Origin of the sequence: Proteus vulgaris (assembly GCF_011045815.1) — a bacterium.
Taxonomy (GTDB): Bacteria; Pseudomonadota; Gammaproteobacteria; order Enterobacterales; family Enterobacteriaceae; genus Proteus; species Proteus vulgaris_B.
On the sequence record NZ_CP047344.1, the window covers coordinates 3,246,267 to 3,266,699 of the forward strand.

48 protein-coding genes are annotated in these 20,433 nt (G+C 40.5%); 22 read left to right on the forward strand and 26 right to left on the reverse strand.

From position 1 onward, the window contains the following. The 25 genes from GTH24_RS15320 to GTH24_RS15440 form a co-directional block, all read right to left on the reverse strand. Complete coding sequence (locus tag GTH24_RS15320) at positions 1-159, reverse strand: hypothetical protein (RefSeq protein ID WP_164526646.1); 159 nt, start codon at positions 157-159, stop codon at positions 1-3. Next, entirely contained in the window at positions 159-671 is a 513-nt protein-coding gene (locus GTH24_RS15325) for a KilA-N domain-containing protein (protein WP_164526647.1), read from the reverse strand. The genes GTH24_RS15320 and GTH24_RS15325 overlap by 1 nt, the downstream gene beginning before the upstream one ends. A 479-nt stretch (positions 672-1,150) precedes the next feature. Next, positions 1,151-1,315, reverse strand: coding sequence for a hypothetical protein (locus GTH24_RS15330; protein ID WP_164526648.1), 165 nt, complete (start codon positions 1,313-1,315; stop codon positions 1,151-1,153). Next, the gene (gene lysC / locus GTH24_RS22495) at positions 1,312-1,569 is read right to left on the reverse strand and encodes an Rz1-like lysis system protein LysC (protein WP_431311715.1); all 258 of its coding nucleotides are present in this window, start codon (positions 1,567-1,569) and stop codon (positions 1,312-1,314) included. The genes GTH24_RS15330 and lysC overlap by 4 nt, the downstream gene beginning before the upstream one ends. Then, on the reverse strand, positions 1,457-1,888 hold the full coding sequence (locus GTH24_RS15340; protein WP_241253980.1) for a hypothetical protein: 432 nt from the start codon (positions 1,886-1,888) through the stop codon (positions 1,457-1,459). Before GTH24_RS15340 ends, lysC begins: the two co-directional genes overlap by 113 nt. Continuing rightward, positions 1,875-2,207, reverse strand: coding sequence for a M15 family metallopeptidase (locus tag GTH24_RS15345; RefSeq protein ID WP_164526265.1), 333 nt, complete (start codon positions 2,205-2,207; stop codon positions 1,875-1,877). The genes GTH24_RS15340 and GTH24_RS15345 overlap by 14 nt, the downstream gene beginning before the upstream one ends. Next, the gene (locus GTH24_RS15350) at positions 2,204-2,539 is read right to left on the reverse strand and encodes a phage holin, lambda family (RefSeq protein ID WP_164526264.1); all 336 of its coding nucleotides are present in this window, start codon (positions 2,537-2,539) and stop codon (positions 2,204-2,206) included. Before GTH24_RS15350 ends, GTH24_RS15345 begins: the two co-directional genes overlap by 4 nt. Positions 2,540-2,862: 323 nt before the next feature. Continuing rightward, a complete protein-coding gene (locus tag GTH24_RS15355; protein WP_164526263.1) occupies positions 2,863-3,363 on the reverse strand; it encodes an antiterminator Q family protein in 501 nt (166 codons plus the stop codon). 177 nt (positions 3,364-3,540) lie between these two features. Beyond that, positions 3,541-3,906, reverse strand: coding sequence for a RusA family crossover junction endodeoxyribonuclease (locus GTH24_RS15360; RefSeq protein ID WP_164526262.1), 366 nt, complete (start codon positions 3,904-3,906; stop codon positions 3,541-3,543). Further along, on the reverse strand, positions 3,903-4,193 hold the full coding sequence (locus tag GTH24_RS15365; RefSeq protein WP_063108505.1) for a DUF1364 domain-containing protein: 291 nt from the start codon (positions 4,191-4,193) through the stop codon (positions 3,903-3,905). The genes GTH24_RS15360 and GTH24_RS15365 overlap by 4 nt, the downstream gene beginning before the upstream one ends. 111 nt (positions 4,194-4,304) lie before the next feature. Next, positions 4,305-4,967 (reverse strand): metallophosphoesterase, encoded by a 663-nt coding sequence (locus GTH24_RS15370; protein WP_164526261.1) that lies wholly within the window; start codon positions 4,965-4,967, stop codon positions 4,305-4,307. Next, a complete protein-coding gene (locus GTH24_RS15375; protein WP_164526260.1) occupies positions 4,964-5,395 on the reverse strand; it encodes a hypothetical protein in 432 nt (143 codons plus the stop codon). The genes GTH24_RS15370 and GTH24_RS15375 overlap by 4 nt, the downstream gene beginning before the upstream one ends. Before the next feature lie 2 nt (positions 5,396-5,397). Next, complete coding sequence (locus GTH24_RS15380) at positions 5,398-5,715, reverse strand: hypothetical protein (RefSeq protein ID WP_164525799.1); 318 nt, start codon at positions 5,713-5,715, stop codon at positions 5,398-5,400. After that, a complete protein-coding gene (locus tag GTH24_RS15385) occupies positions 5,708-5,920 on the reverse strand; it encodes a hypothetical protein (protein ID WP_164526259.1) in 213 nt (70 codons plus the stop codon). Before GTH24_RS15385 ends, GTH24_RS15380 begins: the two co-directional genes overlap by 8 nt. Further along, on the reverse strand, positions 5,913-6,356 hold the full coding sequence (locus tag GTH24_RS15390) for a YbcN family protein (RefSeq protein WP_164526649.1): 444 nt from the start codon (positions 6,354-6,356) through the stop codon (positions 5,913-5,915). The genes GTH24_RS15385 and GTH24_RS15390 overlap by 8 nt, the downstream gene beginning before the upstream one ends. A gap of 1 nt (position 6,357) precedes the next feature. Continuing rightward, positions 6,358-6,567 carry a DUF7279 family protein gene (locus tag GTH24_RS15395; RefSeq protein WP_164526650.1) on the reverse strand — a complete coding sequence of 70 codons (210 nt, stop codon included), beginning with the start codon at positions 6,565-6,567 and terminating at the stop codon, positions 6,358-6,360. Then, complete coding sequence (locus GTH24_RS15400) at positions 6,560-6,817, reverse strand: hypothetical protein (protein WP_164526651.1); 258 nt, start codon at positions 6,815-6,817, stop codon at positions 6,560-6,562. The genes GTH24_RS15395 and GTH24_RS15400 overlap by 8 nt, the downstream gene beginning before the upstream one ends. After that, entirely contained in the window at positions 6,807-6,980 is a 174-nt protein-coding gene (locus GTH24_RS15405) for a Lar family restriction alleviation protein (protein WP_164526652.1), read from the reverse strand. The genes GTH24_RS15400 and GTH24_RS15405 overlap by 11 nt, the downstream gene beginning before the upstream one ends. Next, positions 6,977-7,204: a hypothetical protein gene (locus GTH24_RS15410; protein WP_164526653.1), complete on the reverse strand. Its 228-nt coding sequence runs from the start codon at positions 7,202-7,204 to the stop codon at positions 6,977-6,979. The genes GTH24_RS15405 and GTH24_RS15410 overlap by 4 nt, the downstream gene beginning before the upstream one ends. Then, positions 7,201-7,395 (reverse strand): DUF551 domain-containing protein, encoded by a 195-nt coding sequence (locus tag GTH24_RS22500; protein WP_164526654.1) that lies wholly within the window; start codon positions 7,393-7,395, stop codon positions 7,201-7,203. Before GTH24_RS22500 ends, GTH24_RS15410 begins: the two co-directional genes overlap by 4 nt. Positions 7,396-7,583: 188 nt before the next feature. After that, complete coding sequence (locus GTH24_RS15420) at positions 7,584-8,258, reverse strand: replication protein P (protein WP_164526655.1); 675 nt, start codon at positions 8,256-8,258, stop codon at positions 7,584-7,586. Beyond that, a complete protein-coding gene (locus GTH24_RS22225) occupies positions 8,255-9,160 on the reverse strand; it encodes a replication protein (RefSeq protein WP_241253981.1) in 906 nt (301 codons plus the stop codon). Before GTH24_RS22225 ends, GTH24_RS15420 begins: the two co-directional genes overlap by 4 nt. Continuing rightward, the gene (locus GTH24_RS15430; protein ID WP_164526656.1) at positions 9,157-9,840 is read right to left on the reverse strand and encodes a phage antirepressor KilAC domain-containing protein; all 684 of its coding nucleotides are present in this window, start codon (positions 9,838-9,840) and stop codon (positions 9,157-9,159) included. The genes GTH24_RS22225 and GTH24_RS15430 overlap by 4 nt, the downstream gene beginning before the upstream one ends. Positions 9,841-9,861: 21 nt before the next feature. Then, positions 9,862-10,194 carry a CII family transcriptional regulator gene (locus tag GTH24_RS15435; RefSeq protein WP_063073726.1) on the reverse strand — a complete coding sequence of 111 codons (333 nt, stop codon included), beginning with the start codon at positions 10,192-10,194 and terminating at the stop codon, positions 9,862-9,864. Positions 10,195-10,336: 142 nt separating this feature from the next. After that, positions 10,337-10,555: a transcriptional regulator gene (locus GTH24_RS15440; protein WP_072063072.1), complete on the reverse strand. Its 219-nt coding sequence runs from the start codon at positions 10,553-10,555 to the stop codon at positions 10,337-10,339. A 106-nt stretch (positions 10,556-10,661) separates the two neighbouring features. Between GTH24_RS15440 and GTH24_RS15445 the strand changes: the two genes are divergently transcribed. The 3 genes from GTH24_RS15445 to GTH24_RS15455 all read left to right on the forward strand — a co-directional run bounded on the left by GTH24_RS15445 (position 10,662) and on the right by GTH24_RS15455 (position 12,574). Continuing rightward, the gene (locus tag GTH24_RS15445) at positions 10,662-11,381 is read left to right on the forward strand and encodes an XRE family transcriptional regulator (RefSeq protein ID WP_164526657.1); all 720 of its coding nucleotides are present in this window, start codon (positions 10,662-10,664) and stop codon (positions 11,379-11,381) included. 714 nt (positions 11,382-12,095) lie between these two features. Beyond that, positions 12,096-12,407 carry a hypothetical protein gene (locus GTH24_RS15450; RefSeq protein ID WP_241253982.1) on the forward strand — a complete coding sequence of 104 codons (312 nt, stop codon included), beginning with the start codon at positions 12,096-12,098 and terminating at the stop codon, positions 12,405-12,407. Between the two features lie 14 nt (positions 12,408-12,421). Then, the gene (locus GTH24_RS15455; protein WP_164526658.1) at positions 12,422-12,574 is read left to right on the forward strand and encodes a hypothetical protein; all 153 of its coding nucleotides are present in this window, start codon (positions 12,422-12,424) and stop codon (positions 12,572-12,574) included. On the opposite strand, the gene GTH24_RS15460 is transcribed toward GTH24_RS15455, so the two are convergent. Next, on the reverse strand, positions 12,571-12,753 hold the full coding sequence (locus GTH24_RS15460) for a hypothetical protein (RefSeq protein WP_164526659.1): 183 nt from the start codon (positions 12,751-12,753) through the stop codon (positions 12,571-12,573). The two genes, GTH24_RS15455 and GTH24_RS15460, sit on opposite strands and share 4 nt — an antisense overlap. A gap of 115 nt (positions 12,754-12,868) precedes the next feature. Between GTH24_RS15460 and GTH24_RS15465 the strand changes: the two genes are divergently transcribed. The 19 genes from GTH24_RS15465 to GTH24_RS15550 all read left to right on the forward strand — a co-directional run bounded on the left by GTH24_RS15465 (position 12,869) and on the right by GTH24_RS15550 (position 20,424). After that, entirely contained in the window at positions 12,869-13,084 is a 216-nt protein-coding gene (locus tag GTH24_RS15465) for a hypothetical protein (RefSeq protein WP_164526660.1), read from the forward strand. Between the two features lie 274 nt (positions 13,085-13,358). Next, positions 13,359-13,634: a hypothetical protein gene (locus GTH24_RS15470; protein ID WP_164526661.1), complete on the forward strand. Its 276-nt coding sequence runs from the start codon at positions 13,359-13,361 to the stop codon at positions 13,632-13,634. A 29-nt stretch (positions 13,635-13,663) separates the two neighbouring features. Beyond that, positions 13,664-13,927: a hypothetical protein gene (locus GTH24_RS15475; RefSeq protein ID WP_164525801.1), complete on the forward strand. Its 264-nt coding sequence runs from the start codon at positions 13,664-13,666 to the stop codon at positions 13,925-13,927. Between the two features lies 1 nt (position 13,928). Then, complete coding sequence (locus tag GTH24_RS15480; RefSeq protein WP_164526662.1) at positions 13,929-14,228, forward strand: hypothetical protein; 300 nt, start codon at positions 13,929-13,931, stop codon at positions 14,226-14,228. An 80-nt stretch (positions 14,229-14,308) separates the two neighbouring features. Continuing rightward, the gene (locus GTH24_RS15485) at positions 14,309-14,734 is read left to right on the forward strand and encodes a hypothetical protein (RefSeq protein WP_164526663.1); all 426 of its coding nucleotides are present in this window, start codon (positions 14,309-14,311) and stop codon (positions 14,732-14,734) included. A gap of 21 nt (positions 14,735-14,755) precedes the next feature. Then, positions 14,756-15,697, forward strand: a complete 942-nt coding sequence (locus GTH24_RS15490; protein ID WP_164526664.1) for a cell envelope biogenesis protein TolA — start codon at positions 14,756-14,758, stop codon at positions 15,695-15,697. A 140-nt stretch (positions 15,698-15,837) separates the two neighbouring features. After that, entirely contained in the window at positions 15,838-15,966 is a 129-nt protein-coding gene (locus GTH24_RS22335) for a hypothetical protein (RefSeq protein ID WP_258868684.1), read from the forward strand. Continuing rightward, a complete protein-coding gene (locus GTH24_RS15495) occupies positions 15,963-16,229 on the forward strand; it encodes a hypothetical protein (protein WP_164526665.1) in 267 nt (88 codons plus the stop codon). The genes GTH24_RS22335 and GTH24_RS15495 overlap by 4 nt, the downstream gene beginning before the upstream one ends. Before the next feature lie 32 nt (positions 16,230-16,261). Beyond that, a complete protein-coding gene (locus tag GTH24_RS15500) occupies positions 16,262-16,696 on the forward strand; it encodes a class I SAM-dependent methyltransferase (protein ID WP_241254094.1) in 435 nt (144 codons plus the stop codon). Then, positions 16,696-16,917: a hypothetical protein gene (locus GTH24_RS15505; protein WP_164526666.1), complete on the forward strand. Its 222-nt coding sequence runs from the start codon at positions 16,696-16,698 to the stop codon at positions 16,915-16,917. Before GTH24_RS15500 ends, GTH24_RS15505 begins: the two co-directional genes overlap by 1 nt. Next, on the forward strand, positions 16,914-17,840 hold the full coding sequence (locus GTH24_RS15510) for a recombinase RecT (RefSeq protein ID WP_164526667.1): 927 nt from the start codon (positions 16,914-16,916) through the stop codon (positions 17,838-17,840). Before GTH24_RS15505 ends, GTH24_RS15510 begins: the two co-directional genes overlap by 4 nt. Beyond that, positions 17,837-18,535: a lambda exonuclease family protein gene (locus GTH24_RS15515; protein WP_164526239.1), complete on the forward strand. Its 699-nt coding sequence runs from the start codon at positions 17,837-17,839 to the stop codon at positions 18,533-18,535. Before GTH24_RS15510 ends, GTH24_RS15515 begins: the two co-directional genes overlap by 4 nt. After that, positions 18,525-18,938 carry a single-stranded DNA-binding protein gene (locus tag GTH24_RS15520; protein WP_164526238.1) on the forward strand — a complete coding sequence of 138 codons (414 nt, stop codon included), beginning with the start codon at positions 18,525-18,527 and terminating at the stop codon, positions 18,936-18,938. Before GTH24_RS15515 ends, GTH24_RS15520 begins: the two co-directional genes overlap by 11 nt. Positions 18,939-18,968: 30 nt before the next feature. Continuing rightward, the gene (locus GTH24_RS15525) at positions 18,969-19,307 is read left to right on the forward strand and encodes a hypothetical protein (protein WP_164526668.1); all 339 of its coding nucleotides are present in this window, start codon (positions 18,969-18,971) and stop codon (positions 19,305-19,307) included. A 35-nt stretch (positions 19,308-19,342) separates the two neighbouring features. Next, entirely contained in the window at positions 19,343-19,636 is a 294-nt protein-coding gene (locus GTH24_RS15530; protein ID WP_164526669.1) for a hypothetical protein, read from the forward strand. A 30-nt stretch (positions 19,637-19,666) separates the two neighbouring features. Beyond that, the gene (locus GTH24_RS15535; RefSeq protein ID WP_241253983.1) at positions 19,667-19,840 is read left to right on the forward strand and encodes a DUF7167 family protein; all 174 of its coding nucleotides are present in this window, start codon (positions 19,667-19,669) and stop codon (positions 19,838-19,840) included. A gap of 9 nt (positions 19,841-19,849) precedes the next feature. Then, on the forward strand, positions 19,850-20,071 hold the full coding sequence (locus GTH24_RS15540; protein ID WP_164526433.1) for a hypothetical protein: 222 nt from the start codon (positions 19,850-19,852) through the stop codon (positions 20,069-20,071). Next, positions 20,046-20,270, forward strand: a complete 225-nt coding sequence (locus GTH24_RS15545; RefSeq protein WP_164526434.1) for a hypothetical protein — start codon at positions 20,046-20,048, stop codon at positions 20,268-20,270. Before GTH24_RS15540 ends, GTH24_RS15545 begins: the two co-directional genes overlap by 26 nt. Then, a complete protein-coding gene (locus tag GTH24_RS15550; RefSeq protein WP_164526435.1) occupies positions 20,263-20,424 on the forward strand; it encodes a hypothetical protein in 162 nt (53 codons plus the stop codon). Before GTH24_RS15545 ends, GTH24_RS15550 begins: the two co-directional genes overlap by 8 nt. The last annotated feature ends 9 nt before the right edge of the window (positions 20,425-20,433 follow it).

Below are 20,433 nucleotides of genomic sequence, written 5' to 3' on the forward strand. Positions count from 1 at the left end.
CTATTTGGTTTTCTGTTTGTTGACTAGCTTGCCTAACTCCCGCTCGACGATTTCAGCAACTATCCTGCCATCATCAACTCTGCCACAGTGTAAGTATTCAAGTGATTGCTGTAATTGACGATGAAGAACATCTAACCAGTCTTTTTCTTGTTTAGTCATTATTCAATACCAGGAAGATAGATTTGAGCCTCTTTCACAACCCGCTCCCTTGCAGATAGTAGTAATTGTTTTCTACCACCAACACCCCAGTTAGCCATCGTTCTCGCGCAGCTACTAACATTTTTGGTTTCGGTATTGATTACATGATCTAACTTGTTCAACTTAGCCATGATATCTAACCCTTTTCTCGTAGCATCCTTAAAGGTGTTATATACGAGAATTTCAAACTCAGGCTTTAACCAAGCTGCATATCGAATAACAACTAACTCTAATGCCCATACACCATGATTAAGCCCACCGTTAATGACTTTGACCGCAGTGCATTTTTGCATTGCGCTTAATTTTTCTACAAATGTCTTAACCTGTTTGCTTCTCAAAAATTGGCTTGGCTTTTGACTCTCTCTGGCTTCGCCATTTGCCACGGCTGAGGCATGTAAATCATTTAGGTTATACCTTCCTTTGTCATCAACACGAACAGATACACCATTAATACTTACTCTTGGATATTGCATAACGTATTACCTTCATTTGAAATGAACCCTCGTTCACATAGAAAATCAGCCCGTCGAAGCTCGCCAGCTATAACTGACTTCCTCGAAGGCTCATATCAAAGTGATTGGATTCGACGTTTTAGAGTTGCTCTGTGAATGAGCAATGAAATGCGTAGAGTTCGCAACCATCATCACGCATCACTACGTTACTTTGGTCACTTCTAGTCTGTTCCTAGCAGTCAAGATAGGGATCGACCTCCTTAATGGATAAACGATTTATCTAACCAAACTGGTATATACACTTACTTAAGCTATACTAAGTAAACATCGCTATACTTTGATTGATATCTTGTTAGTATTGCCCAGCCCCCATGCTGGGCTTTTTTTATTCTTTTGGAATGCTTTTATCCAGTTCTTCACGGAATTTAACTGGATTATCTGAACCTTCTACTGCCATGATATTTCTCCATTAAAAAGCCCCGCTATTGCGAGGCTCGTTATTAATCTTTGATAAATTCATCTGTCGAAATTGAGTTATGAACCTCAACGAGTTCTGCGGTAGTGCTATCTACCACGACCTTAACGTGAGGATGATAGTTTTCTGCAAGATACTTCATTAGTGGTTTAACTACTGCGTCAAATTCAGATTCATTTTTTTGATTCATTTCATCACCTGTCGTTGTTGTTCAATTTCCCGTATTGCTTTCTTGTCTGAGTTACATTGCTCAATAACCGATAACAGGGAGATGTTTAACATTAAGGATTCTCCCCATGTCATTTGTTCTGGTATGTATGGCAATAAACAATCAGCGGTTAGGTGTGCTGGTATCGATATATGTTCCACTGGCACGTATTCTTTCTGAATAGTCGTGCATCCTGATAAGAGCATCATTAGGAATAGCGGTATTGGCACAATCATTATTGACAAGAACAGTTTTGATAACCGTTTTAACTTTTTCAGAATCCACGGCTGACCTATTCCGCTCTTCGCTATTAAGTGATGAGACATTGTTGATAATCCTGAATGTTCGGTTGGCGTTTTCTGTGATTGAGTTTTGGCGTGAGAGTTGCTCGGTGAGTGATGACTTATCTTTTTCCAACTCGTCAATATCTCTCTTTAGATTTGAGTTTTGATGAACAAAAAACAAAATCACCAACAGGGGGATAAATGCAACAAAATACTTTGCCAGCAGCTTTAAAAGCTCTTTTGTTATTATCCCCATATCACTTAACGCCATTGTGCTCTAACGAGTAGTGATTACCGTCATTGAATCGACCACCCCATGTACCGCCGATAGATTCCCAATGTTCACCAAGCAATTTATGGTCACTTGATGCAGTTAGATATTTGCCATCTTTAAATAGGTTGAAATCCACAGCTAGGCGTTGTGTGTGTACGCTGTTTTTAATACCCGCACCTGATTTGGCATTTAACTGTGCCTGCTCTGGCGTTCGGTATGCTTCCGAGAATGTCAGCTCATATCCGTTGTCATAAGCAAAGATAATTAAGTCCGCAATCATACGAGTGAACTTGCGTTGTTTCTCACCGAGTGTCATTTGTTAACTCCGAATTTGTTTTTGAAGAACGACATTACCGCTTCCACGATTGCGCCGATTTTCTTAGTACCTAAGAAGCCAATAAACACACCAAAAAACTGGGCTAAACTGATAGGTAATTTGGCATACTCCAAAGCAGTAATAATGCCAATACTGATAAAGGCACATATAGCCGCCTCAGCTAGAGATGCCTTCCATCCCGAACCTTCTCTTTTCTCCCTGGTAAAAGCAGTCATTCCGGCTAACAAAACGCCAGCGATAAGTGGCGCATTTATTGTTATCCAGCCCCAGATTTGCACCCAGAATTCTGTATTTTTTTCAGGCATGCGCATACTCACACCCCTGCGGAGTGTTCCGTAATTAAAGTTAATAGAACGCCGACTCACAGCTCTTGTGTGAACGTGAGGTGTTGTGATTGATTCTGTGGTCGGCATATACGAAAAAAGGCCGCCTAAGCGATCTTTAAAATGAGTTGTTCGGAATAACCGAACATGTGAACTATCCGGAAATTCCGGAGAGTTGAACTTGTAACGACTGCTTACAGGTTTCAGATAACAAAAAACCCCGCCGAAGCGAGGTCTTGAATGAGGTAAGTAAACTTAAGAGTCACGTAAAGCAACTTACCTGATTAGTATTGCTAATTTGATATTATAAGTCAATAGCAAAGTTCAGTTATTTTCTTAACTTTAGCTACACGTTTTCGATTATTCATTGCATTTCGAAGAGGTTCGTACAATAACCACTGAGCAGCCTTGAGTTTTGCATCAACATCATTTCTGCAAGTTCCAAGTGATGGCTTTTTAAATCTATTGCCACCCTTGGTTTGCATTTTGCGTGGTTTTGCAACTCGGTGATAGTAAGATGCAATCGACAGCTTAGATGAACCATGAGCGTAATAACTTAGTAATATTCCATAAGCCTGTGTGTCAGTGGCGATGACTGAATCTACGACCTGAGAAATCAACATTCCTTCATCGTCATTGCACATAGGTCTTGATGGCGCTGCATTCGGCTCGACCGTTTTCATAAACTTATAAATCATGTTTATCATGCGTCCAGACCGACCCGATTGAACCCAAGCCCCCCAAAGCTCCAACCAACCATCTAGCCAGCTAAACTGTTCATCTGTTAATTCCTGCTCTCCGATATAACTCATCTCGCCTCCGGTAACACTGTGTGATAGTCATCATTTGCAGTTGTATATAAAACCCTGACACCATCCATCAGCCCGCATAATACTTCCATGCATTCAGCAATCTGGATTACACAGAAGTTAACTCGACCGCCTGATTTGGATTTTAAATATCTAGCTTCTTCAATAGCTGCGATTAAGTCAGTGAACATCATCTATCTCCCATATCGTGATATCTAATGAGCCATGAGTAACCTTTTCACCTCGACGGATCCGCATATCATCAATCTGGCTATCATCCACCCAAAATTCGGCATGAGTTAACGAATCGAAAACTGCTTTAGGCAAGTTATCAAGGTCTCTTTGTCGTTTATCTGGGGGATTTGCTATGATGACTATTTTGATGCGGGAAGTGGTTTTGACGTCTAGGTTATGTTGCTTGATGTAATCTGTTACTTGCTTTCGATAGTTAGTGCCTTTGGATGAGATATAATGGCGTCCTCTACAATGCCTCCAGTACGTATTATTGCTCGGTGGCCACGGTAATTTTAAGTGATACTCGTTCATACCTTAATCTTACCCTCCTTGATGAGAATATCCTGAGTGCGAATAACGCCTTCTAAATGACATTGCTTTGCGTATTCAGCATCGACGTAGTGAGTACGTCTATCTGATTCATCGTGACAAGCACTACATGCCCAAGCACCAAAAATATCATTAGGTTTTATTCCGGTACCACAAATGCCAGACATTCGATAATGAGCTAAGACGACAGTTTCAGAATTGCCGTTACACACTCCAGGTATTCTAATTTGGCATTCACGACCTCGAGCTTCTTTGCGTAAGTTCGCCATCTCCCTCTCCTTTGATTTTATCCATCACTTCCAAATGAGCGTATTCATCAGCACACTTGCTACACACATAAATTTCTTCATCTGTTAGCGGTCTATTGCATGACATGCAGTTCATTTGATTTGCCTCATAGTTAGCCCATAACCAAACGCTGCCCCAGTATCGATGTATTCCTGATTAGCGCGCTTTTCGATACCTTTAATCATTGGTGTATGCCCAAATAGAAATAGGTCAGCGCCTTTAATCTCACGGACGTTATCGTCACCAATACGCTCACGACTCCAAATGACATACTGCTCATCTACTGGCTTGCCGAACTCGTATTCATCGGATGGGTAATCAGCATGTGCAATGACTGTCTTTTTTCCATCTGTATTTACTTCGATTATTAGCGGTAGTTGCTCAGCTTTAGCTAAACAGGCTCGGGATAAAACTTCACTATCGTAGTCCTGCATGAAAAACCAATCACCGCCGTTATAGAGCCAGTTATGTGAAGGCTCCCCATTAAACAAAGCGTCAATAGCCATTTGCTCATGATTGCCACGTACAGCTCTAAACCATTTCTCATTAATCAAGTCTAGGCATTCAACGTTTTGGTCCCCACGGTCAATTAGGTCGCCAACTGAGATTAATAAATCTTTTTCTTTATCAAAATCAACTCGATGCATGTTCCTTTTTAATAGATTGAAGCATCCATGAATATCGCCAACCACCCAAATATGCCGATACTGATCCCCATTGATTCGGAGGTAAATTCCGTTGCGTTCTTCACTCACACTCTCACTCCGCTCAATAAAGAATCAAACTTCATCAACATCGGATTACCCATACCTGAGACGTTGGCTTTATCGACAAATGACAATCCACACATAAAATCATCCAGCACTTTTCTAGGCTTCTTTGCTTCAACTTTCTTTGCTTTTGGGAAGAGTGGAAGGTTAGCCAGTCGCTCTTTTTCAAATTGATTTCTCAACCGAGTAATAGCATCGTCTGTTACCGCGTAGTTATTGATTGGGCGAGTGCGTTTACGGCTCTTTATTTCAACATGCACCACACACTGGAATGCAAGTAACTTTCTTAGAATAATTCCGACTCTTGCGGGTGTTAAACCCGTAACAGATGAAATAGTGTTGTGATTAAATGAGATAAATTCACGACCAACCACTATCACTCGCGCATAAGTCCTGTATTGTTCTTCAGTCATGATCACCTCCTGTTTAAGTTGTAGCGATTAATGTGCTCACGGCGACTTTCTTCTAAGCGCTCCACCTCTTTTTGCGCTCGATTCAATTTTTTATCGATGCGTTCCAATTCAACCACCGCCTCTAACCAGCTACGCTTTTCACTTTCACTTTTAAATTCAGGAGGTAGAAAACCTCTTTTCACAAACTCCTTTTTAGTCATTTCCAACTCAAGACTAACGACTTCATCTTCAAAGGTTTTCTGGCTTTCTGTTTGCAAACATTGAGGAATGACTTCCATCCACTTTTTCATGTTCTCTAATGCGTTATTTCTCTTAGCCATTGCTTCCAGCCTCCAACTCAATAGCCCGCTTTGCCGATGCCAGCACTTCACATAAGTCTTGTTCTTTGTCTTTATGTCCCCTCAATCCAGCGCAGAGAGCTTTTTTAATTAAATGCTGTAATGCTGGGTTAGTGACTTCAAAGGCTTTTAAAACGTCATACACATCGATTGTTACGCCTTTACATGGTCTGTCGTATTTACTCATTTTGTTTCCTTTTTAATTCCATATATTGAGAGTTATCAGGTATCGTCACGAAACAACCTATACCTACCGCCCAGCGCTCAACCTGCTCCATGAAGTGGAACATTTCACCCGTATCAAGTTTTGATGTTTTCCGAAGTGTTCTTACGCGCTCTGTAAGCTGTGTAGTAACGTCAACCATATCGACCACCTCATAACCGAGGAATGTATGCTTAAGCATCTCCTTAACGGTTTCTGGCGTGTAATTGGCGTTGTTCTTACATAGGTATTTACTTATCTCTGTGCACCACATATGAAAAGTGGCATTCTGAGATAATGAACGTTTGTTTTTCCAAGGCTTGATGATGATTCGGTGTGGTTGGTTTGTTGCTAGAACTTCTTTGAGGTGTTGCCATGCGGTATTTTTGGTTGATTCGTGGAAGAGAAAATCTACTTCCAAGTTAACCTCCTTGCATTTCTGCGTATACCTCTATCCAATATTTAGCTTCTTGGATCCATTCTTTTTTCTTTTTGCGGATTTGTCTTTTAGTTGGTTTGCATGGGAATTTATAGTGCTCCTCAATCCAGCCTGCATTTATTTTTAACATCCAAAATCTGCTATTCGTATTGAAGTTAACGTAATAGACCATGACTTCTACTGGTTCACTCACTGTTAGCTCTCCTGTTAAACCTTTGCGCTGAATAATCACGGTCAATTTGCATTAATTCTTTTGGTGTCATGTCATCAGAATTATCAGGGTAAATATCGTTATTATGGGAAAAAGAGAAGTCAGCGCCACAATCAGCATTAGTACATTCGATATGATCACAAAGGTGGTTATCTTCTGGGTTCGGCTCGCTCTCTCCACACCATTTAACTTTACTGCCACACAAAGGGCACTTTTTTAGCTCATTCATCATTAGCTCTCCTGTTCCATGCTTGCTTAGCCTCATCGGCATCTTCATATCCGAACTTATTTGATGGGCAAATAGTGTTAGAGCAGATGACCAAGTGACCCAAATCCTCGAAGTAGTGATATTCACCACGTCCACCACAAAACGGGCATTTCTTGAGTTCGCTCATAACAACGGCTCCCGTAATCCTGTTTTCACATATTTGATATCGTAGGCAATGTAGATTTCCCATTCGTCATAATCGTGACCGTAATAATGACCGCCAGACCATGCGCGTTCGTCTTGGTCATTAAGTATGAAATCCCATTGCTCATCGTTGAGCTTAACTAAACGAGCAACGTTAGTGTCGAACACTTGTTGCTTAATCATTCTTGCAAGTGGTGATTCCATCATTCACCCTCTGGCATTGGTGGGAGTGGCAAAGGCATCCAGTGGGTTGCTGTTACCTCTTGACCAAATCTATTAAATTTATTACCGAAATATCTGACCGCCTCATAAACAGATGGGTAATCAGTAGCAATAAGAACCCTCCTCCCTACTTCCGGTAATTTATCTGAGCACTTAACCCAATTAGCTCCCTGCATTAGATGCCTCCCATTCAATTTTAAATAGTCGCTTAAGCACTTTCTCGCTTCGGTAATTTTTGAAGAACCTGCGGTTATAGTCTTTGCAGTTCTTTATGTATTTTCTTTTCCTGAAAGTAGCCTCGTCGGCATAAGCCCATAAGAGATCTTTATAATTAGTTCCTTTCATCTAAAAATCCTCTTGCGTGTTATCTGAAGCCATGCTTTTGCTTCAAACTTGCGATTATTGACAGTGATTTATTGCGACTTGTTGGTGTGACTTTGTGTTCGACCTGAAGCACTGGCGCTGGAATAGTTTCACCTGATTTGATTCTTGCCGTCATGAACCGTAACTCTTTGGCGCAAAGCTTTTTAACCTCGCTATCAGTTAGGCTTTTACTTCGCATCTCAGAGTAAATTTTGGTAACCATCCAGTAGCAAGCGTTTGAGGGCCATTTCATTTCACGCCAGCCACGCATTTTGCAGTATTCTCGATAGAGCTCGTAAAGCTGATCCTCGTCAGGCAAACCAAGAGCTATATAATCCTCTTCCTTGCACCACTTGATAAATTGACCAACAGCAGGCCAGAAAGGGTTATCACTTGCTCTAGCATGTCGCATACCGTTTTGAAGTTGCTCTCTGGTAGTAATTCCATTTTCTGCAAAGGCGGCGATCCATTGTCGTTTTGCAGTAAGTTCCTCTGACTCGTTTTTGAAAATGGTGTTTACTGAGGCTGGAAATATTTGTTTCAGATTTCGGAATAATACATCGACTAGTTGCTCAGCATGATTATTTACAACTTTTTGCGGGGTGCTACTCTGAGCCATTCTAGCCAATGCGCCTGCATCACGATTAGCGATTGCAGTAGCCAGATTAGTCTTCATATAAAATCATTCTCCCATGCTTCACGAGTATTCCAGCTCTGTGCTGGTTCAGGATCAACCTGTCGCTTACCTCGATTGGGTTGTTGGCTCTGCATGGTCAATGTGTCCCATTTCTCACGCAACTTTGCGGGAGATAACACGTTGCTACACCAGAACGAGTCACGATTAGCCCATTTAAACATTCTGCAAATATCTTGGTGGGTATGCCCGTCTAACTGCCTCATCAGACGAATATCGTTAGCCCATGTTGACCAGTTAGGCTCCTTAGCCGTAGGACTTACTATCAGGACTTGCGAGTAAATCCATTGAGCGGCTTTCAGGTCATCAGCATTTCCCCACTTGTTACCTTTGGGTGAGCTAACAACCGCATCAGGCTTAACGGCTAAAACTTTTTCAGATGGCCTGTCAGAGGATTCGTTAGAATTCTCGGACGATATATTAGTTATTTCTTTTTTCTTTAAAGTATTTCTTTTGTGTGTCTCCAAGTCAGAGACATCATTTGTCTCTAAGTTAGAGACTTTTTTAGTCTTCAAGTTAGAGACACAGTCTCTAGATTGATTTTTCCATGCTGAAACCTCTTTATTAACCCCAATTTTATTACCCTCAAGAATGAGGTAATTCATTGAAATCAATTCTTTCTTTGCCTTGTTAACGTTCTGTCTTGATAGTCCAGATACGTCAGCTAATTGAGAATCGGATATACGGTCTACTTTTTTGCCAAACCCATAGGTTTTTCTGATAATCGTTAACATCACTCTTAGCTGCCTAACAGTTAAATTACAGCAGGAAAGTGATTCAAGTAATTCATTGGCAATTCTCGTATATCCATCATCAGTATCTGCCACTCTCTTTGTCTCCTGCTGTATCGCAGGGAACTGGAATACTTCCGCTGTATTCGTCATGCCGCCTCCAATTGCTCTCTAGCCAGTAAACCTGCTATCCACTGAATACCTTTAGGGGTAAATTTAACTTGTGTGTATGCGTGACCGTTGATTTGATTCTCACCTGTTTTTACATCAAAACGCCCTGCGTCAAGGTGTTCTGAATAAGGTGTTAATTTACCAGCCAGCTTGTACATAATTCTTTTTGAAAGTAGAAACTCTCTAAAGAAGTTCTCTTTCACTTTTAGTAATTTGCTCACCTCTCTAAAACCCAGTAAGCCAGTAGATTGAACGTAGCGATCAACAAATTCAGCTTTAGGCGCTGCAATTGCTAATTTCTGTTCTGCGATTTGCTTTTGTTCTGCTAAGTCAGCAGCGAGGCGTAAAGCTTCTGGTAGAGTTTGAGGAATGAATGATTTTTGAGATTCAAGTTCTTGCCAGCGTTTAATGATTGCCATTCTTAACTTGATGCTGTAACCAGAAATCAGACACAAACATTCTTCTTTGTTGAGCAGAAGCATTTGCTGTGTTCTGTTTTTAGTGTCTATGTAATCTCCTAACTTTTCAGGAGATTGAATTTCAACCAACATCTTACGGATATCAGCCATCACATTGTCGTGTCTCTTGCCTGTAAGGTCTGCAATTTCACGACTACTCATGGTTAATTCACCACTGTTTACTAAAGTAGTTATTTGATTCATAATTACCTCATTGGGTTGTTGTTAAATTAAGTCCATTTGTTGAGAAGCCTCAGTTACCGCTGGGGCTTTTCTTTTTGGTGCTTTGACATGTTCAAGCATCTGAATTAACGCTCTAGCCTCATCACCTTGCAATATCACTGTGTCATCCGGTGTCTCATACCCAATAGCGACTAAAAGCCTTGCACAACGTTGTATGAAGCTTAATTGCGTTTTAGATTGTTGAGATTGCCAGCGAGATATTTGTGATTCGTGAATACCCGTCCTTTTCGCTACTTCTCTAGCGCCAGTAACAAGTATCCCTTTCATGATTTTTGATTCGATTTCTCGAAATTTGCGTTCGTTTGATAGTTCCATTTGTTAAATTCCTTCTTAGATTACTTCCCATATTGGGAACAGCAGTAATGATCCGTGGCTCATTCCATATGAGCGGATTGTTGATAATAATTTGCCGATTGAAGTCAAAAGGCACTGCATGAATTTTTAAAGAGCGTGGCGTTTAAACTTCGCCAAATATTTCGTGTAAATCAGGTCTTAATTTGTTTGCTTGAATAGCTCCATTAGTTGCTAATTCAATGCGCTTTGCGCTAGTGGCAGATGGTTTTTTCTTTCCATGTAACCAAGCCCATACAGAAGGTTGTTTTACGTTACATATCTCAGCCAGTTTTTGCTGACTACCAACCATGCCAATAGCCTTGTCAATTAATTTATTTCTCATAAATAACCTCGGCTGTTGGAATATACCTAATAATAGCCAAGGTTATTCACGAAGTAAATAGCTTTAGCTGTTTGTTGAAAAATAACCTCGGCTATATAATGAAATTATGAAAAATACGACATTTGCAGAAAGGCTAAATCTAGCCATGAAGATGAGAGGAATGACTCAAGTTGAACTAGCTGAGTCAGTAGGAATGGCACAACCCAGCGTCTGGAAGCTCACATCTGGAAAAGCACAAAGCTCAAGAAAAGCCGTTGAGATAGCTAAATCACTAAACGTTGATCCTGTATGGTTAACAACTGGCGGTGGCTCTCTCCCTGATTTCTTGCAACAAGAGCAGGATGGAGTTAGCAAAGATGAATTATCGGTGAGAAAAATATCAGAGTGGGGAAATGGTACACCTTTAGATGATGATGAGGTTGAGGTTCCTTATTTTAAGAGCATTGAGCTTGCAGCAGGTGTTGGTTGCACAAACAATGAAGATCACGATAACTTTAAGTTGAGATTTTCAAGATCAACCTTAAGAAGGTATGGAATATCACCAAGTGGTGTGTGTGCATTCCCTGTGCATGGCGAAAGTATGGAGCCCATTATACCTAACGGAACAACTGTTTTTGTTAATTGTAATGATAAGAAAATTGTTGATGGCGGGGTTTATTTCATTGAGCAAGATGATTTATTTAGAGTAAAAGTCCTGCTTAGACAACCAGGAGGAAAGCTCATCATAAGAAGCTATAACTCCATAGATTATCCAGATGAAATAGCAGACATTGAAAGCGTAAAGGTTGTAGGTAGGGTTTTTAATATGTCTGTAATGTTAATATAGAAAATAACAACCCAATCCAGCCCTCTTCTTGAGGGCTTTTTTATATCTAAAAATTACCATTCATCACATTTCAATAAAAAAATAAAAAATAAATAACCTTTTAAAACAAAAATATATAGCCAAATATAGCTTTTATATATCTCAGGCTATTTACATCAATAATAACTTTGGCTATATTAAAACACATCGAAGGCAAGCAACATGAAATACAGCCTAATGTTCTTTAACAATTTGGAAAGTCGGAACAGCATACCTAACCTGTTTAGACCCTTACGCAAAAATGCGACATATCACTAGGCACGATCTGGTTGGTGAGAATGTTACTACTGCACGAGAGTGATTACAGATAGGAATAGGCAGCACTGATAGGTGTTAGGTATGCAAGCGCAAGAATATTAATCAACGGGAGAAAAATAAAATGGTTTAGTAGCGCGGACAGACCGCTGACGCATAGCGTTAAAGGTTAGGTAGTGACTAACCCCTGAGTAGCATGATGGCTAGCCTGTGTAGCGACGGGTTAAGGTTCCTAGATCACAAATAGCTCCGGCACTCCAAGCTGACCGCCAATCAGCTACCGGTTAGAGGTGAGGGATTCTTGGTGATACCCCTGACGACGGACTCAAGGGCATGAGCGAGGGCACTGCGTGAGTGTGCCAGCTTACTCTAGCGACTTTACGAGGTCGTTAGGTTAAGCAAAAGAATAACGGAGGATATGTGGAAATTTACTATCAGCCACCAAAGAAATTTAAAGGCAATCCAACGCCGGTTATAGTCAAGAAAGTTAACAGCAACTCATTCAAGGCTAAGCAATATGCTAGATATGCATCTTTCAGAGATATCAAACTGAAAGAAGAAGAAATTGCTAAAGCTAACTCAGTGAAAGAGAAGAAAGAACGCCCTGTTCTATCTCTCAAACCAACAAAGCATTATCCAAGTGGAGATAACTGTTGCTTGCCTAATGTAGCAGTATTTTCAGGGGTTAAAATAAAACAGCCGAGCAGTGAGTTCGGGATTACGGCGAGATAAATAGGAGAAGTAAGATGAAATTTGAAGATTTACCAGAGAATATCCAACTAATAGCAGCTAATACACTAAGTAAGTTGCTGAAAGATAATCAACCACCAAAAGAGCTAGCTCAAGAGTTAGCCAGCTCCATAAAAAATTCATTTATTGCTTTATATGAAAGTAATTAGGAATCACCTAGTTTTTTAAAGTGCTCGTTAAGCGCCGTAAAAGTGTAAATAAGTGCCTTTCCATTATTCTGAAGACCAGCACCAAAAGCAGGTCCAGTTTTACCTGCTCTAATCATTTCAACCAATAACTGCTGTGCCGCTTGCTCAGGGTTTTTCTTAGGGTCAATTATTTCTGACATAAAACATTCCTATATTGACTGTGGAATAACCAATATATCAATTTTCCTTGACTGTGGAAAGTAAGGAACCACCTCGCCTGATGTGGTTAAAAGCAGGCATCAAAAGGAGGATTTAATGGATAAAAAGGAACTATGCCCCGTATGTGGTGAGGGGTATTTGCACCATGAGATGGAAGAAATAGAAGTTAGGATCAACTCAGTTAAGCATGTAATTAACACTAAATATTCAATTTGCGACAGTTGCGAATCTGAGATAGCAACTGAGGATGACGCTAGGTTCAATAAAGCTCAAGTCACAGCGTTAGAAAGAAAGTACAGGACTCAAACCTAGTTAACTAATTACAGTCCATTCTGTGGGCTGTGGTGAGATAACTTTTTTAGACCAGCAAATCAAAGGCGATAAATCGGTCTCGCCATATTTACTAAGTACCGTTTGAATCGGAGGATTTATGTAAGTGTTCAAATCTAAACTGAGAGAAAAATAAATATTATGCCGATCCTATTCATGGCTTGAATAGCGTTAGCCCATGACGATATATGGGCAACTAACCAGAGCTTATTATTTAGTGGGCTGTGGTGAGTTGATTAATAGATAGGAGATAGAGATGGAAATATGGTTTAAGGAATTTGAGTCACATGGACGACAGATTTTAGTTAAGAAAGTCAGTGAAGTAGATGAGCAAAAAGTCGGGGTGCAATATTGTTGGCCTGAGAAAATTCTTGAGGTCGATTTTGGGCTGTGGGTGGATTACGACGAGGATGATGAGGAAAGTTGTGATAAAGCAGAAGATGCACGCAACAATCTATTCGACACCATCGATCAGGAAGTGGTAGATACCGTGGTGAGGGAATTAATTCAAAAACTCAAGCTTGATGATTAGCATCGTATTTAGTTAATAACGGAGGGAGTATGACAGATAAACTTTACACCTACGGAAATGTGCCAGATAAAACAGGTGGAGCAGCTTTTCCAGTTCCAGCAACAGAATTACATGGCACTACCACAGGCATGACGTTGCGCGATTATTTCGCTGCTAAATGCATGCAGGGTGATTGGGCAACTGAACGCATGGATAGCGGATATTGGTCACAGGATGATATTGACGCCATTTTCAAGGATAAAGCTGAAACCTACTACCGCATGGCAGATGCAATGTTAAAGGCTAGGGGGTGATATGGGATTTAAAGGTACGCCAGCGCCATGGAGGCTCGCAACGATGGGTCCTAATGGCTGTCCTGTTGTAGGTGATAGAACAACGATGGTTGCCATGCTGACTCATACTGTAAATGAGGAAAGGCAGGTGTTAGAAGCCATGTCAAATGCTTACTTAATATCTGCCGCGCCTGAACTTCTTGAATCATTAATAACTCTTGTAGCACAAGTGGAGTTATTTTATAGCAAGGAAAAGGACGACTTTCTTCCAGAATACAAAACCGCAAAACTAGCAATCGCAAAAGCTCTAGGTAAGCCTTAATCCCTCGGTCAGCAGTAACCAACCACTTAATCATTCATATCGCTATTAATAGTGAGGAATACGCACATAAGGAATTAATTATGGGTAACTTCGGATATTGCGAAGGAGACACCTGTTTGCGTAATGGGTGCCAAGGAACCATAGAGCTACATCCAGTGAATAATTGTTCTTGCCATTTAAGTGCTCCTTGCAGTGCATGTACAGCACCTAGCGGATATTGCGATGAGTGCGGATGGGAAGAATCAGAAGATGAAATCATTAATGACTATGTTGTCAGTACAGACAAAGCTACTGGAGCTTATCGCTCATGGGAGCCTAGAAAATTAGACCCGACAAAATTGGATTACTACAGCAAGCCACACTCAAGCTGCTCAATGATTAAAGAAGGTGTTTATCCAGAAGGAATGGATAAAGAAGAAGTTAGGAAAGAAGTCACTGGCACGTTTGGCGGTAGGTTTGAGCACTTTGGAAATGGAAAATTTAAATTTATAGCCTACACGGATTAACGCACATAAGGAATATAGGAAATGGCAAATGAATTAGTCGTAATTGAACAAGCAACGGCGCTGGATTTGTTTACAGCACCAGAAAAAGTAAATCAGATGCTAGAGCACATTAAATCTCTTGCAGAAGAAGAACGAAAAGAACTCGACAGTGATTTCTCAGTAGCTAAAAACCGAAAGGCTTTTGCATCTCTGGCGTACAAAGTTGCTCAAACAAAAACGTATATCGACAAGGAAGGTAAAGCGGTTGTCGATAAGTTAAAAGAGCTACCTAAAAAAGTTGATGCTAGCCGTAAGATATTTCGTGACGAACTAGATGCATTAAGCACAGATATTCGCAAGCCACTAACAGAGTGGGAAGCACAAGAAAAAGCTCGCGAAGAAGCCGAAGCGCTTAAGAAGCAAATCGAAGTTGATCATGAAGAAGCTCTGCAAATGAACGAGCTGTTTGATTTACGCAAAGCTGAAGAAGAACGCCAGCGCATTGCTCGTGAAGAAGAAATGAAGCGACAAGCTGCGGAACAGGCGAGAATCGAAGCTGAACGTAAAGCACAGCAAGAAATTGAAGCATCAGCTAAGCGTGAGCGTGAAGCAAAAGAAGCCGCCGAACGTGCAGAGCGTGAAAAGCAAGAAGCTATTCAACGTGCAGAGCAAGTGGCAAAAGAAGCTAAGGAAAAGGCTGAACGTGATGCTAAAGAAGCACTGGAACGAGCAGAACGCGAGAAGCAATTAGCTATCGAAGCTGAGCGTAAGAAAGCACAGGAAGCAGAACAAGCGCGATTAGCAGAAGAAGAACGTAAGAGTCAGGAAGAGGCTAAACGTCAGGCTGATAAGGAATATCAGAAAACAGTTAACAATAAAGCCATGCAAGATTTAATTGATGCTGGCATTCCAGAAGAGTGCGCCAAGAATTGCATTATCGCTATCGCTAAAAACCTAGTATCAAACGTGAAAATTCACTACTAACCCACCGCACCAACACCAGAGAAACCAAATAACAATCGCTATCTCAATAGTGAGAATTTCGCATGAACATAGACACTATATTCAGCGCCCTACTTCTATTCGCAGTCATTTCATTAAGTCTAATTATCGCAAGGTAAATTATGAAAATTAACCAAGATATTTTCCGTCTGGCGCAAGCTCAGGCGCAGGTAGCTATTCGCCAGAAATGTGAGGATATCTGGTGGTTAGCAATGGAATTACTCAAAGAAAGCTATCAGGAGGGTTTATGAAAAAAATATCCTTCAGCTACTCGAACGGAACTCGGGTAGTAGACGGCAAAACAGTCATGGAATTTGACGAAAGTAGCAAACTCAGTATTGAGACAGGAAGTTTCGCTGAGCTGGCTAAATTAACTGAAATCGACTCAATTGAGGCAATGGAATATGTACTCGATTGTGACGACGAATCGCTTGAACGGATTATCAATGCGATAGGCAAGGAAGACTTTATTAACAGGATATTGCGAGTTTCTAAGCTAAGGAGGGTTGCGTGACTCAGGTTCTAGATATGTGCTGTGGTAGTCGCATGTTCTGGTTTGACAAGGAAGATAACCGAGCAATTTACAGCGACATCCGCACAGAGAAGCATATTTTATGTGATGGCAGGAAGCTAAATATCACTCCAAGCATTATCGCTGATTTTAAAAACCTCCCCTTCCCTGACGGTTCCTTTTATCAAGTTATATTCGACCCGCCTCATTTAATAAGAGTTGGCCACAACGGATGGATGTTTAAAAAGTACGGACGATTAAATAAAGAGTCATGGAAAGACGATTTATCAAAAGGATTTAGTGAAGCATTTAGAGTGCTTAGGCCTGGTGGGACGTTACTGTTCAAATGGAATGAAACTCAAATTCCAACAAAACAAATTTTAGCACTAACAGACCAAAAACCAACAATAGTACAGCGTGTCGGCAAGAACGATAAAACGCATTGGGTGTTGTTTATTAAGGAGGCGTGATGAATCCTTACCATGAACTTGACGCAAGGGAAGAACGCAAACAAGAAGAAGCATCATGGATTGATGCAAAGGACGCTGAGTTAAGCAATGTCGCATTTAATGTGGTTGATGGATTACCAAAAGACATTACCAGTCAATGGAGTGACAGCGTTTTCGATATGACTATTGATAGTCTTTACAAGGAGTTAAAGAACTATCAAGAACGCAGGAGGATGTCGTGACAAATGCAGTTCAAAAAATATATGAGGTTGTAAATCCTCTTAAAAATGAGTTCGAACAAGTGTGTAGCGAGCCAAGCATTGCATTCAAAAGGGAATCCGAATTTGCCATGCAAATATTCGCGAACAATGATTATCTGGCAAATGTTGCAGTTAATAATCTTGTTTCAGTTCGTAGTGCGATCATGAATGTATCAGCTATCGGAATTAGTTTAAACCCAGCGCAAAAGTTGGCTTACCTAGTTCCTAGAGACAAGAAAGTATGTCTCGATATCAGTTACATGGGCTTGATGCATATTGCTCAACAATCACAGGCTATTAAGTGGTGTCAATCAAGCATTGTTCGACAAAATGATAATTTCCAACTCACATCAATAGATACCGCACCTCGCCACGAATACAACGCCTTTGCCACTCAAGAGCAGAGGGGTGAGATTGTTGGCGCTTACACAGTAGTAAAAACAGAAGATGGAGACTATCTAACTCATACCATGGCTATTGCTGATATATACGCAATCCGTGACCGTTCATCAGCATGGAAAGCTTGGATAGCAAGGAAAAAATCCTGCCCTTGGGTAACTGATGAAGAACAGATGATTCTAAAAACAGTAGTGAAGCAGGCGGCTAAATACTGGCCACGCAGAGAACGTCTAGATAAGGCTATTGACTATGTTAACACTGAGGCTGGAGAAGGTATTGATTTTGGAAGCGAGCAACAAGAACCAAAGGACATAACGCCAGCAAGTGAGGATCAATTAAAGGCTATCACGGATTTGATGCTTAAAGTTAATGGCGAGTGGAGTGACGCATTTTTCGCATTCATTAGTAAAAAATTCAACCATCAGATATCCCATCCAGAGCAATTAACCGCATTTGAAGCCAATACCATTATCGACATGCTAAGGAAAAAGGCAGAAGGAAAATGATTAGTAATGACATTATTCTAAGCAAAACAGGCATCGATTTAACCAAGATAGAGCAAGGAAGCGAAGAATGGATGTCTATCAGGCTTGGCGTAGTAACTGCCTCTGAGGCATGGAAAGTTATCTCTAAGCCAAGATCAGGAACAAAATGGACAGACACAAAGAAAACATATTTAAACACCCTTATTGGTGAAGTCTGCACGGGAATTTACAAGGAGGTATCAGCAAGGACGCTGGAATGGGGTAAAAACTACGAATTAGAAGCAAGGATGACATTCGAGTTTTACACCGGATTAACGGCAAAGGAAGTGCCAATAATATTCAAAGATGATCAACTACGGATAGCTTGCTCACCAGACGGCATTTGCAGTGATGGCTCAGGATTAGAGCTTAAATGCCCGAACAACACGGACGTATTTATTGACTTAGCATTGAACGGAATCGATGCAATGAAAAAGGAATATGTGGCTCAAGTTCAATATTCCATGTGGGTTACAGGTAAGGATATCTGGCATTTTGCAAATTTTGACCCACGAATGCCGGCAGGAAAAGAAATAGCATATTTCCCTGTTGAGCGTGACGAAAAAATGATGAAAGAATTCGACGAATTAGTGCCTGAGTTTATCGAAGCAATGGATCATGGATTAAACAAGTTAGGCATTCAGTTTGGCAATCAATGGAGTGCATATGGCAATTAACACAATAACGGCAAGTGGAAACTTAGGTAAAGATTGCGAACAACGATGGACACCAAATGGTAAAGCGGTTGCATCTTTTAGTTTGCCAGTGAAACAAGGTTACGGAGAACACGAAAAAGTATCTTGGGTTATCTGTAAGATGTTTGGCTCTAAAGCTGAAAAGCTACCTCCGCATCTAACCAAGGGAATAAAGGTTACAGTTACTGGTGAATTCGTCATGGAAGAATGGACAAGCCAGAGTGGTGAGAAAAAATCAGCACCAGTAATTATCGTTAACCAATTAGATTTTGGCGGTAACAGTGGAAATAAGGCAGGAAGCCAGAAGCCACAGCAATCAGCACATCAACCGCAAGCGCCACAAAATGAACCCCCTCAAGATTGGGATGATCCTATACCCTTCTAGCCCCTACCCGTTTAACCAAAGGATATAACCATGAAAACTCTACACGGGCGCTGCATTCGTCGCTGGAAACTACGATTTAAAGATGTTTGCGATTCAAAGGTTTCACCCTATTTCAGAAAGCGCGATTTAAAGGGATTTTGTCGCGAATCTGGCGTCACTACTGCCGATGGAATGATTGAAGATATGGCTTTTAATAATGCTAAATTTGATTTTGATGGAGAGCGCCACGGATGGTCGTCTGAATTTTCAAAGTTCTTTGACGAGAACCGAGAAAAATATATGACCGAAGCTCGTTTATTCCTCAACGAAGAAGCCACTAATGACGAAATAGACGACTTAATCGAAGAAGAAATATCTAATTGGAATTAGAACTCAGTGCAAGGATGCAAACAGGAGATAGATATATGGCTAATAAATTTAATTGCCCCGAATGTGGCTCAGTTGTAAATGCATGGGCTGATATAGATGCGACAGTAATATTTAAAATTAATAATCACGGGAAATTAACCAAACGTGTGATTAAAAATGCAAACCAGACAGATGGACGATGCGGTGTTGAATGTACTAAATGTGATTGGATTCTATATGCTGATAGCGATTATTCAGAATATCCGCATTTTGAAGAGTTGGCTTGTCAGGCTCTTGCTTACGAAGAGGAAATAGAAACATTAAGCATAAAGTCTAAAAATAGTAACTGACTCGCAGGGATGCAATGAAGAGGAATGAATATGAGTAAGCAGATGGTTTTAGTTGCAAGGACAAACAAGGTTGGTTCTGACTCTGAGTGTGGTCTGGGTATTACTGAGGACGAATGGGGTAAATTAACCGAAAAAGAACAATCAGAATATATCAATACTGCAATTGATAATCTTGTTGATTGGTATGTGAAGACAGAGGGATAAGGTGGAGTGATGGATAAATCAATACCAGATTTAGCAGCTGAGTTTCATTGTCTGCTAGCGAAAATGGAAGAAGTTCACGGCTCTGAAATAATATCATTAATAAACACCACTGAAGAAAGCGTCAAAGCCGCGATTAGAACAAACCGAATGTTACTTCATAGTTATTCGTATGAATTAAATAAATTGAAAAAGCAGGTTGATGACAATGAACAAATCAAGACAGCAGTTTGAGGAATGGTCTGACGGAAAGGATTTATACGATATTTCTCCGTTTGATATATGGCAAGCATCACGCGAGAGTTTGGAGGTTGAATTACCAGATTTAGGTGACGTTATATTGGATGATTATTTCATAGATGGTTTCAATGATGCAATTTCAGAAGTAGAGAAAATACTAATCAGTAACGGAGTGAAAATAAAAAATGAATGAAAAATACAGAGCCGAACTAATTAACGGTAAACCAGTTATTTTATTAAATGGAAATATGATTGAAAAAGGATTCATTTCAATTGTAGATGCAGAAAAAAGAGCTAATAACTTAAATTCTAAATTCAAAGTAGCTCACACATATAAAATTAAATAACCATGCAAA

Coding starts and splice junctions, on each gene's coding strand:
- GTH24_RS15320 (WP_164526646.1), bottom strand. CDS start 159: ATGACTAAACAAGAAAAAGACTGGTTAGATGTTCTTCATCGTCAATTA.
- GTH24_RS15325 (WP_164526647.1), bottom strand. CDS start 671: ATGCAATATCCAAGAGTAAGTATTAATGGTGTATCTGTTCGTGTTGAT.
- GTH24_RS15330 (WP_164526648.1), bottom strand. CDS start 1,315: ATGAATCAAAAAAATGAATCTGAATTTGACGCAGTAGTTAAACCACTA.
- lysC (WP_431311715.1), bottom strand. CDS start 1,569: ATGATTGTGCCAATACCGCTATTCCTAATGATGCTCTTATCAGGATGC.
- GTH24_RS15340 (WP_241253980.1), bottom strand. CDS start 1,888: ATGGCGTTAAGTGATATGGGGATAATAACAAAAGAGCTTTTAAAGCTG.
- GTH24_RS15345 (WP_164526265.1), bottom strand. CDS start 2,207: ATGACACTCGGTGAGAAACAACGCAAGTTCACTCGTATGATTGCGGAC.
- GTH24_RS15350 (WP_164526264.1), bottom strand. CDS start 2,539: ATGCGCATGCCTGAAAAAAATACAGAATTCTGGGTGCAAATCTGGGGC.
- GTH24_RS15355 (WP_164526263.1), bottom strand. CDS start 3,363: ATGAGTTATATCGGAGAGCAGGAATTAACAGATGAACAGTTTAGCTGG.
- GTH24_RS15360 (WP_164526262.1), bottom strand. CDS start 3,906: ATGAACGAGTATCACTTAAAATTACCGTGGCCACCGAGCAATAATACG.
- GTH24_RS15365 (WP_063108505.1), bottom strand. CDS start 4,193: ATGGCGAACTTACGCAAAGAAGCTCGAGGTCGTGAATGCCAAATTAGA.
- GTH24_RS15375 (WP_164526260.1), bottom strand. CDS start 5,395: ATGACTGAAGAACAATACAGGACTTATGCGCGAGTGATAGTGGTTGGT.
- GTH24_RS15380 (WP_164525799.1), bottom strand. CDS start 5,715: ATGGCTAAGAGAAATAACGCATTAGAGAACATGAAAAAGTGGATGGAA.
- GTH24_RS15385 (WP_164526259.1), bottom strand. CDS start 5,920: ATGAGTAAATACGACAGACCATGTAAAGGCGTAACAATCGATGTGTAT.
- GTH24_RS15400 (WP_164526651.1), bottom strand. CDS start 6,817: ATGATGAATGAGCTAAAAAAGTGCCCTTTGTGTGGCAGTAAAGTTAAA.
- GTH24_RS15405 (WP_164526652.1), bottom strand. CDS start 6,980: ATGAGCGAACTCAAGAAATGCCCGTTTTGTGGTGGACGTGGTGAATAT.
- GTH24_RS15410 (WP_164526653.1), bottom strand. CDS start 7,204: ATGATGGAATCACCACTTGCAAGAATGATTAAGCAACAAGTGTTCGAC.
- GTH24_RS22500 (WP_164526654.1), bottom strand. CDS start 7,395: ATGCAGGGAGCTAATTGGGTTAAGTGCTCAGATAAATTACCGGAAGTA.
- GTH24_RS15420 (WP_164526655.1), bottom strand. CDS start 8,258: ATGAAGACTAATCTGGCTACTGCAATCGCTAATCGTGATGCAGGCGCA.
- GTH24_RS22225 (WP_241253981.1), bottom strand. CDS start 9,160: ATGACGAATACAGCGGAAGTATTCCAGTTCCCTGCGATACAGCAGGAG.
- GTH24_RS15430 (WP_164526656.1), bottom strand. CDS start 9,840: ATGAATCAAATAACTACTTTAGTAAACAGTGGTGAATTAACCATGAGT.
- GTH24_RS15435 (WP_063073726.1), bottom strand. CDS start 10,194: ATGGAACTATCAAACGAACGCAAATTTCGAGAAATCGAATCAAAAATC.
- GTH24_RS15440 (WP_072063072.1), bottom strand. CDS start 10,555: ATGAGAAATAAATTAATTGACAAGGCTATTGGCATGGTTGGTAGTCAG.
- GTH24_RS15445 (WP_164526657.1), top strand. CDS start 10,662: ATGAAAAATACGACATTTGCAGAAAGGCTAAATCTAGCCATGAAGATG.
- GTH24_RS15455 (WP_164526658.1), top strand. CDS start 12,422: ATGAAATTTGAAGATTTACCAGAGAATATCCAACTAATAGCAGCTAAT.
- GTH24_RS15460 (WP_164526659.1), bottom strand. CDS start 12,753: ATGTCAGAAATAATTGACCCTAAGAAAAACCCTGAGCAAGCGGCACAG.
- GTH24_RS15465 (WP_164526660.1), top strand. CDS start 12,869: ATGGATAAAAAGGAACTATGCCCCGTATGTGGTGAGGGGTATTTGCAC.
- GTH24_RS15470 (WP_164526661.1), top strand. CDS start 13,359: ATGGAAATATGGTTTAAGGAATTTGAGTCACATGGACGACAGATTTTA.
- GTH24_RS15475 (WP_164525801.1), top strand. CDS start 13,664: ATGACAGATAAACTTTACACCTACGGAAATGTGCCAGATAAAACAGGT.
- GTH24_RS15480 (WP_164526662.1), top strand. CDS start 13,929: ATGGGATTTAAAGGTACGCCAGCGCCATGGAGGCTCGCAACGATGGGT.
- GTH24_RS15485 (WP_164526663.1), top strand. CDS start 14,309: ATGGGTAACTTCGGATATTGCGAAGGAGACACCTGTTTGCGTAATGGG.
- GTH24_RS15490 (WP_164526664.1), top strand. CDS start 14,756: ATGGCAAATGAATTAGTCGTAATTGAACAAGCAACGGCGCTGGATTTG.
- GTH24_RS22335 (WP_258868684.1), top strand. CDS start 15,838: ATGAAAATTAACCAAGATATTTTCCGTCTGGCGCAAGCTCAGGCGCAG.
- GTH24_RS15495 (WP_164526665.1), top strand. CDS start 15,963: ATGAAAAAAATATCCTTCAGCTACTCGAACGGAACTCGGGTAGTAGAC.
- GTH24_RS15500 (WP_241254094.1), top strand. CDS start 16,262: ATGTTCTGGTTTGACAAGGAAGATAACCGAGCAATTTACAGCGACATC.
- GTH24_RS15505 (WP_164526666.1), top strand. CDS start 16,696: ATGAATCCTTACCATGAACTTGACGCAAGGGAAGAACGCAAACAAGAA.
- GTH24_RS15515 (WP_164526239.1), top strand. CDS start 17,837: ATGATTAGTAATGACATTATTCTAAGCAAAACAGGCATCGATTTAACC.
- GTH24_RS15520 (WP_164526238.1), top strand. CDS start 18,525: ATGGCAATTAACACAATAACGGCAAGTGGAAACTTAGGTAAAGATTGC.
- GTH24_RS15525 (WP_164526668.1), top strand. CDS start 18,969: ATGAAAACTCTACACGGGCGCTGCATTCGTCGCTGGAAACTACGATTT.
- GTH24_RS15530 (WP_164526669.1), top strand. CDS start 19,343: ATGGCTAATAAATTTAATTGCCCCGAATGTGGCTCAGTTGTAAATGCA.
- GTH24_RS15535 (WP_241253983.1), top strand. CDS start 19,667: ATGAGTAAGCAGATGGTTTTAGTTGCAAGGACAAACAAGGTTGGTTCT.
- GTH24_RS15540 (WP_164526433.1), top strand. CDS start 19,850: ATGGATAAATCAATACCAGATTTAGCAGCTGAGTTTCATTGTCTGCTA.
- GTH24_RS15545 (WP_164526434.1), top strand. CDS start 20,046: ATGAACAAATCAAGACAGCAGTTTGAGGAATGGTCTGACGGAAAGGAT.
- GTH24_RS15550 (WP_164526435.1), top strand. CDS start 20,263: ATGAATGAAAAATACAGAGCCGAACTAATTAACGGTAAACCAGTTATT.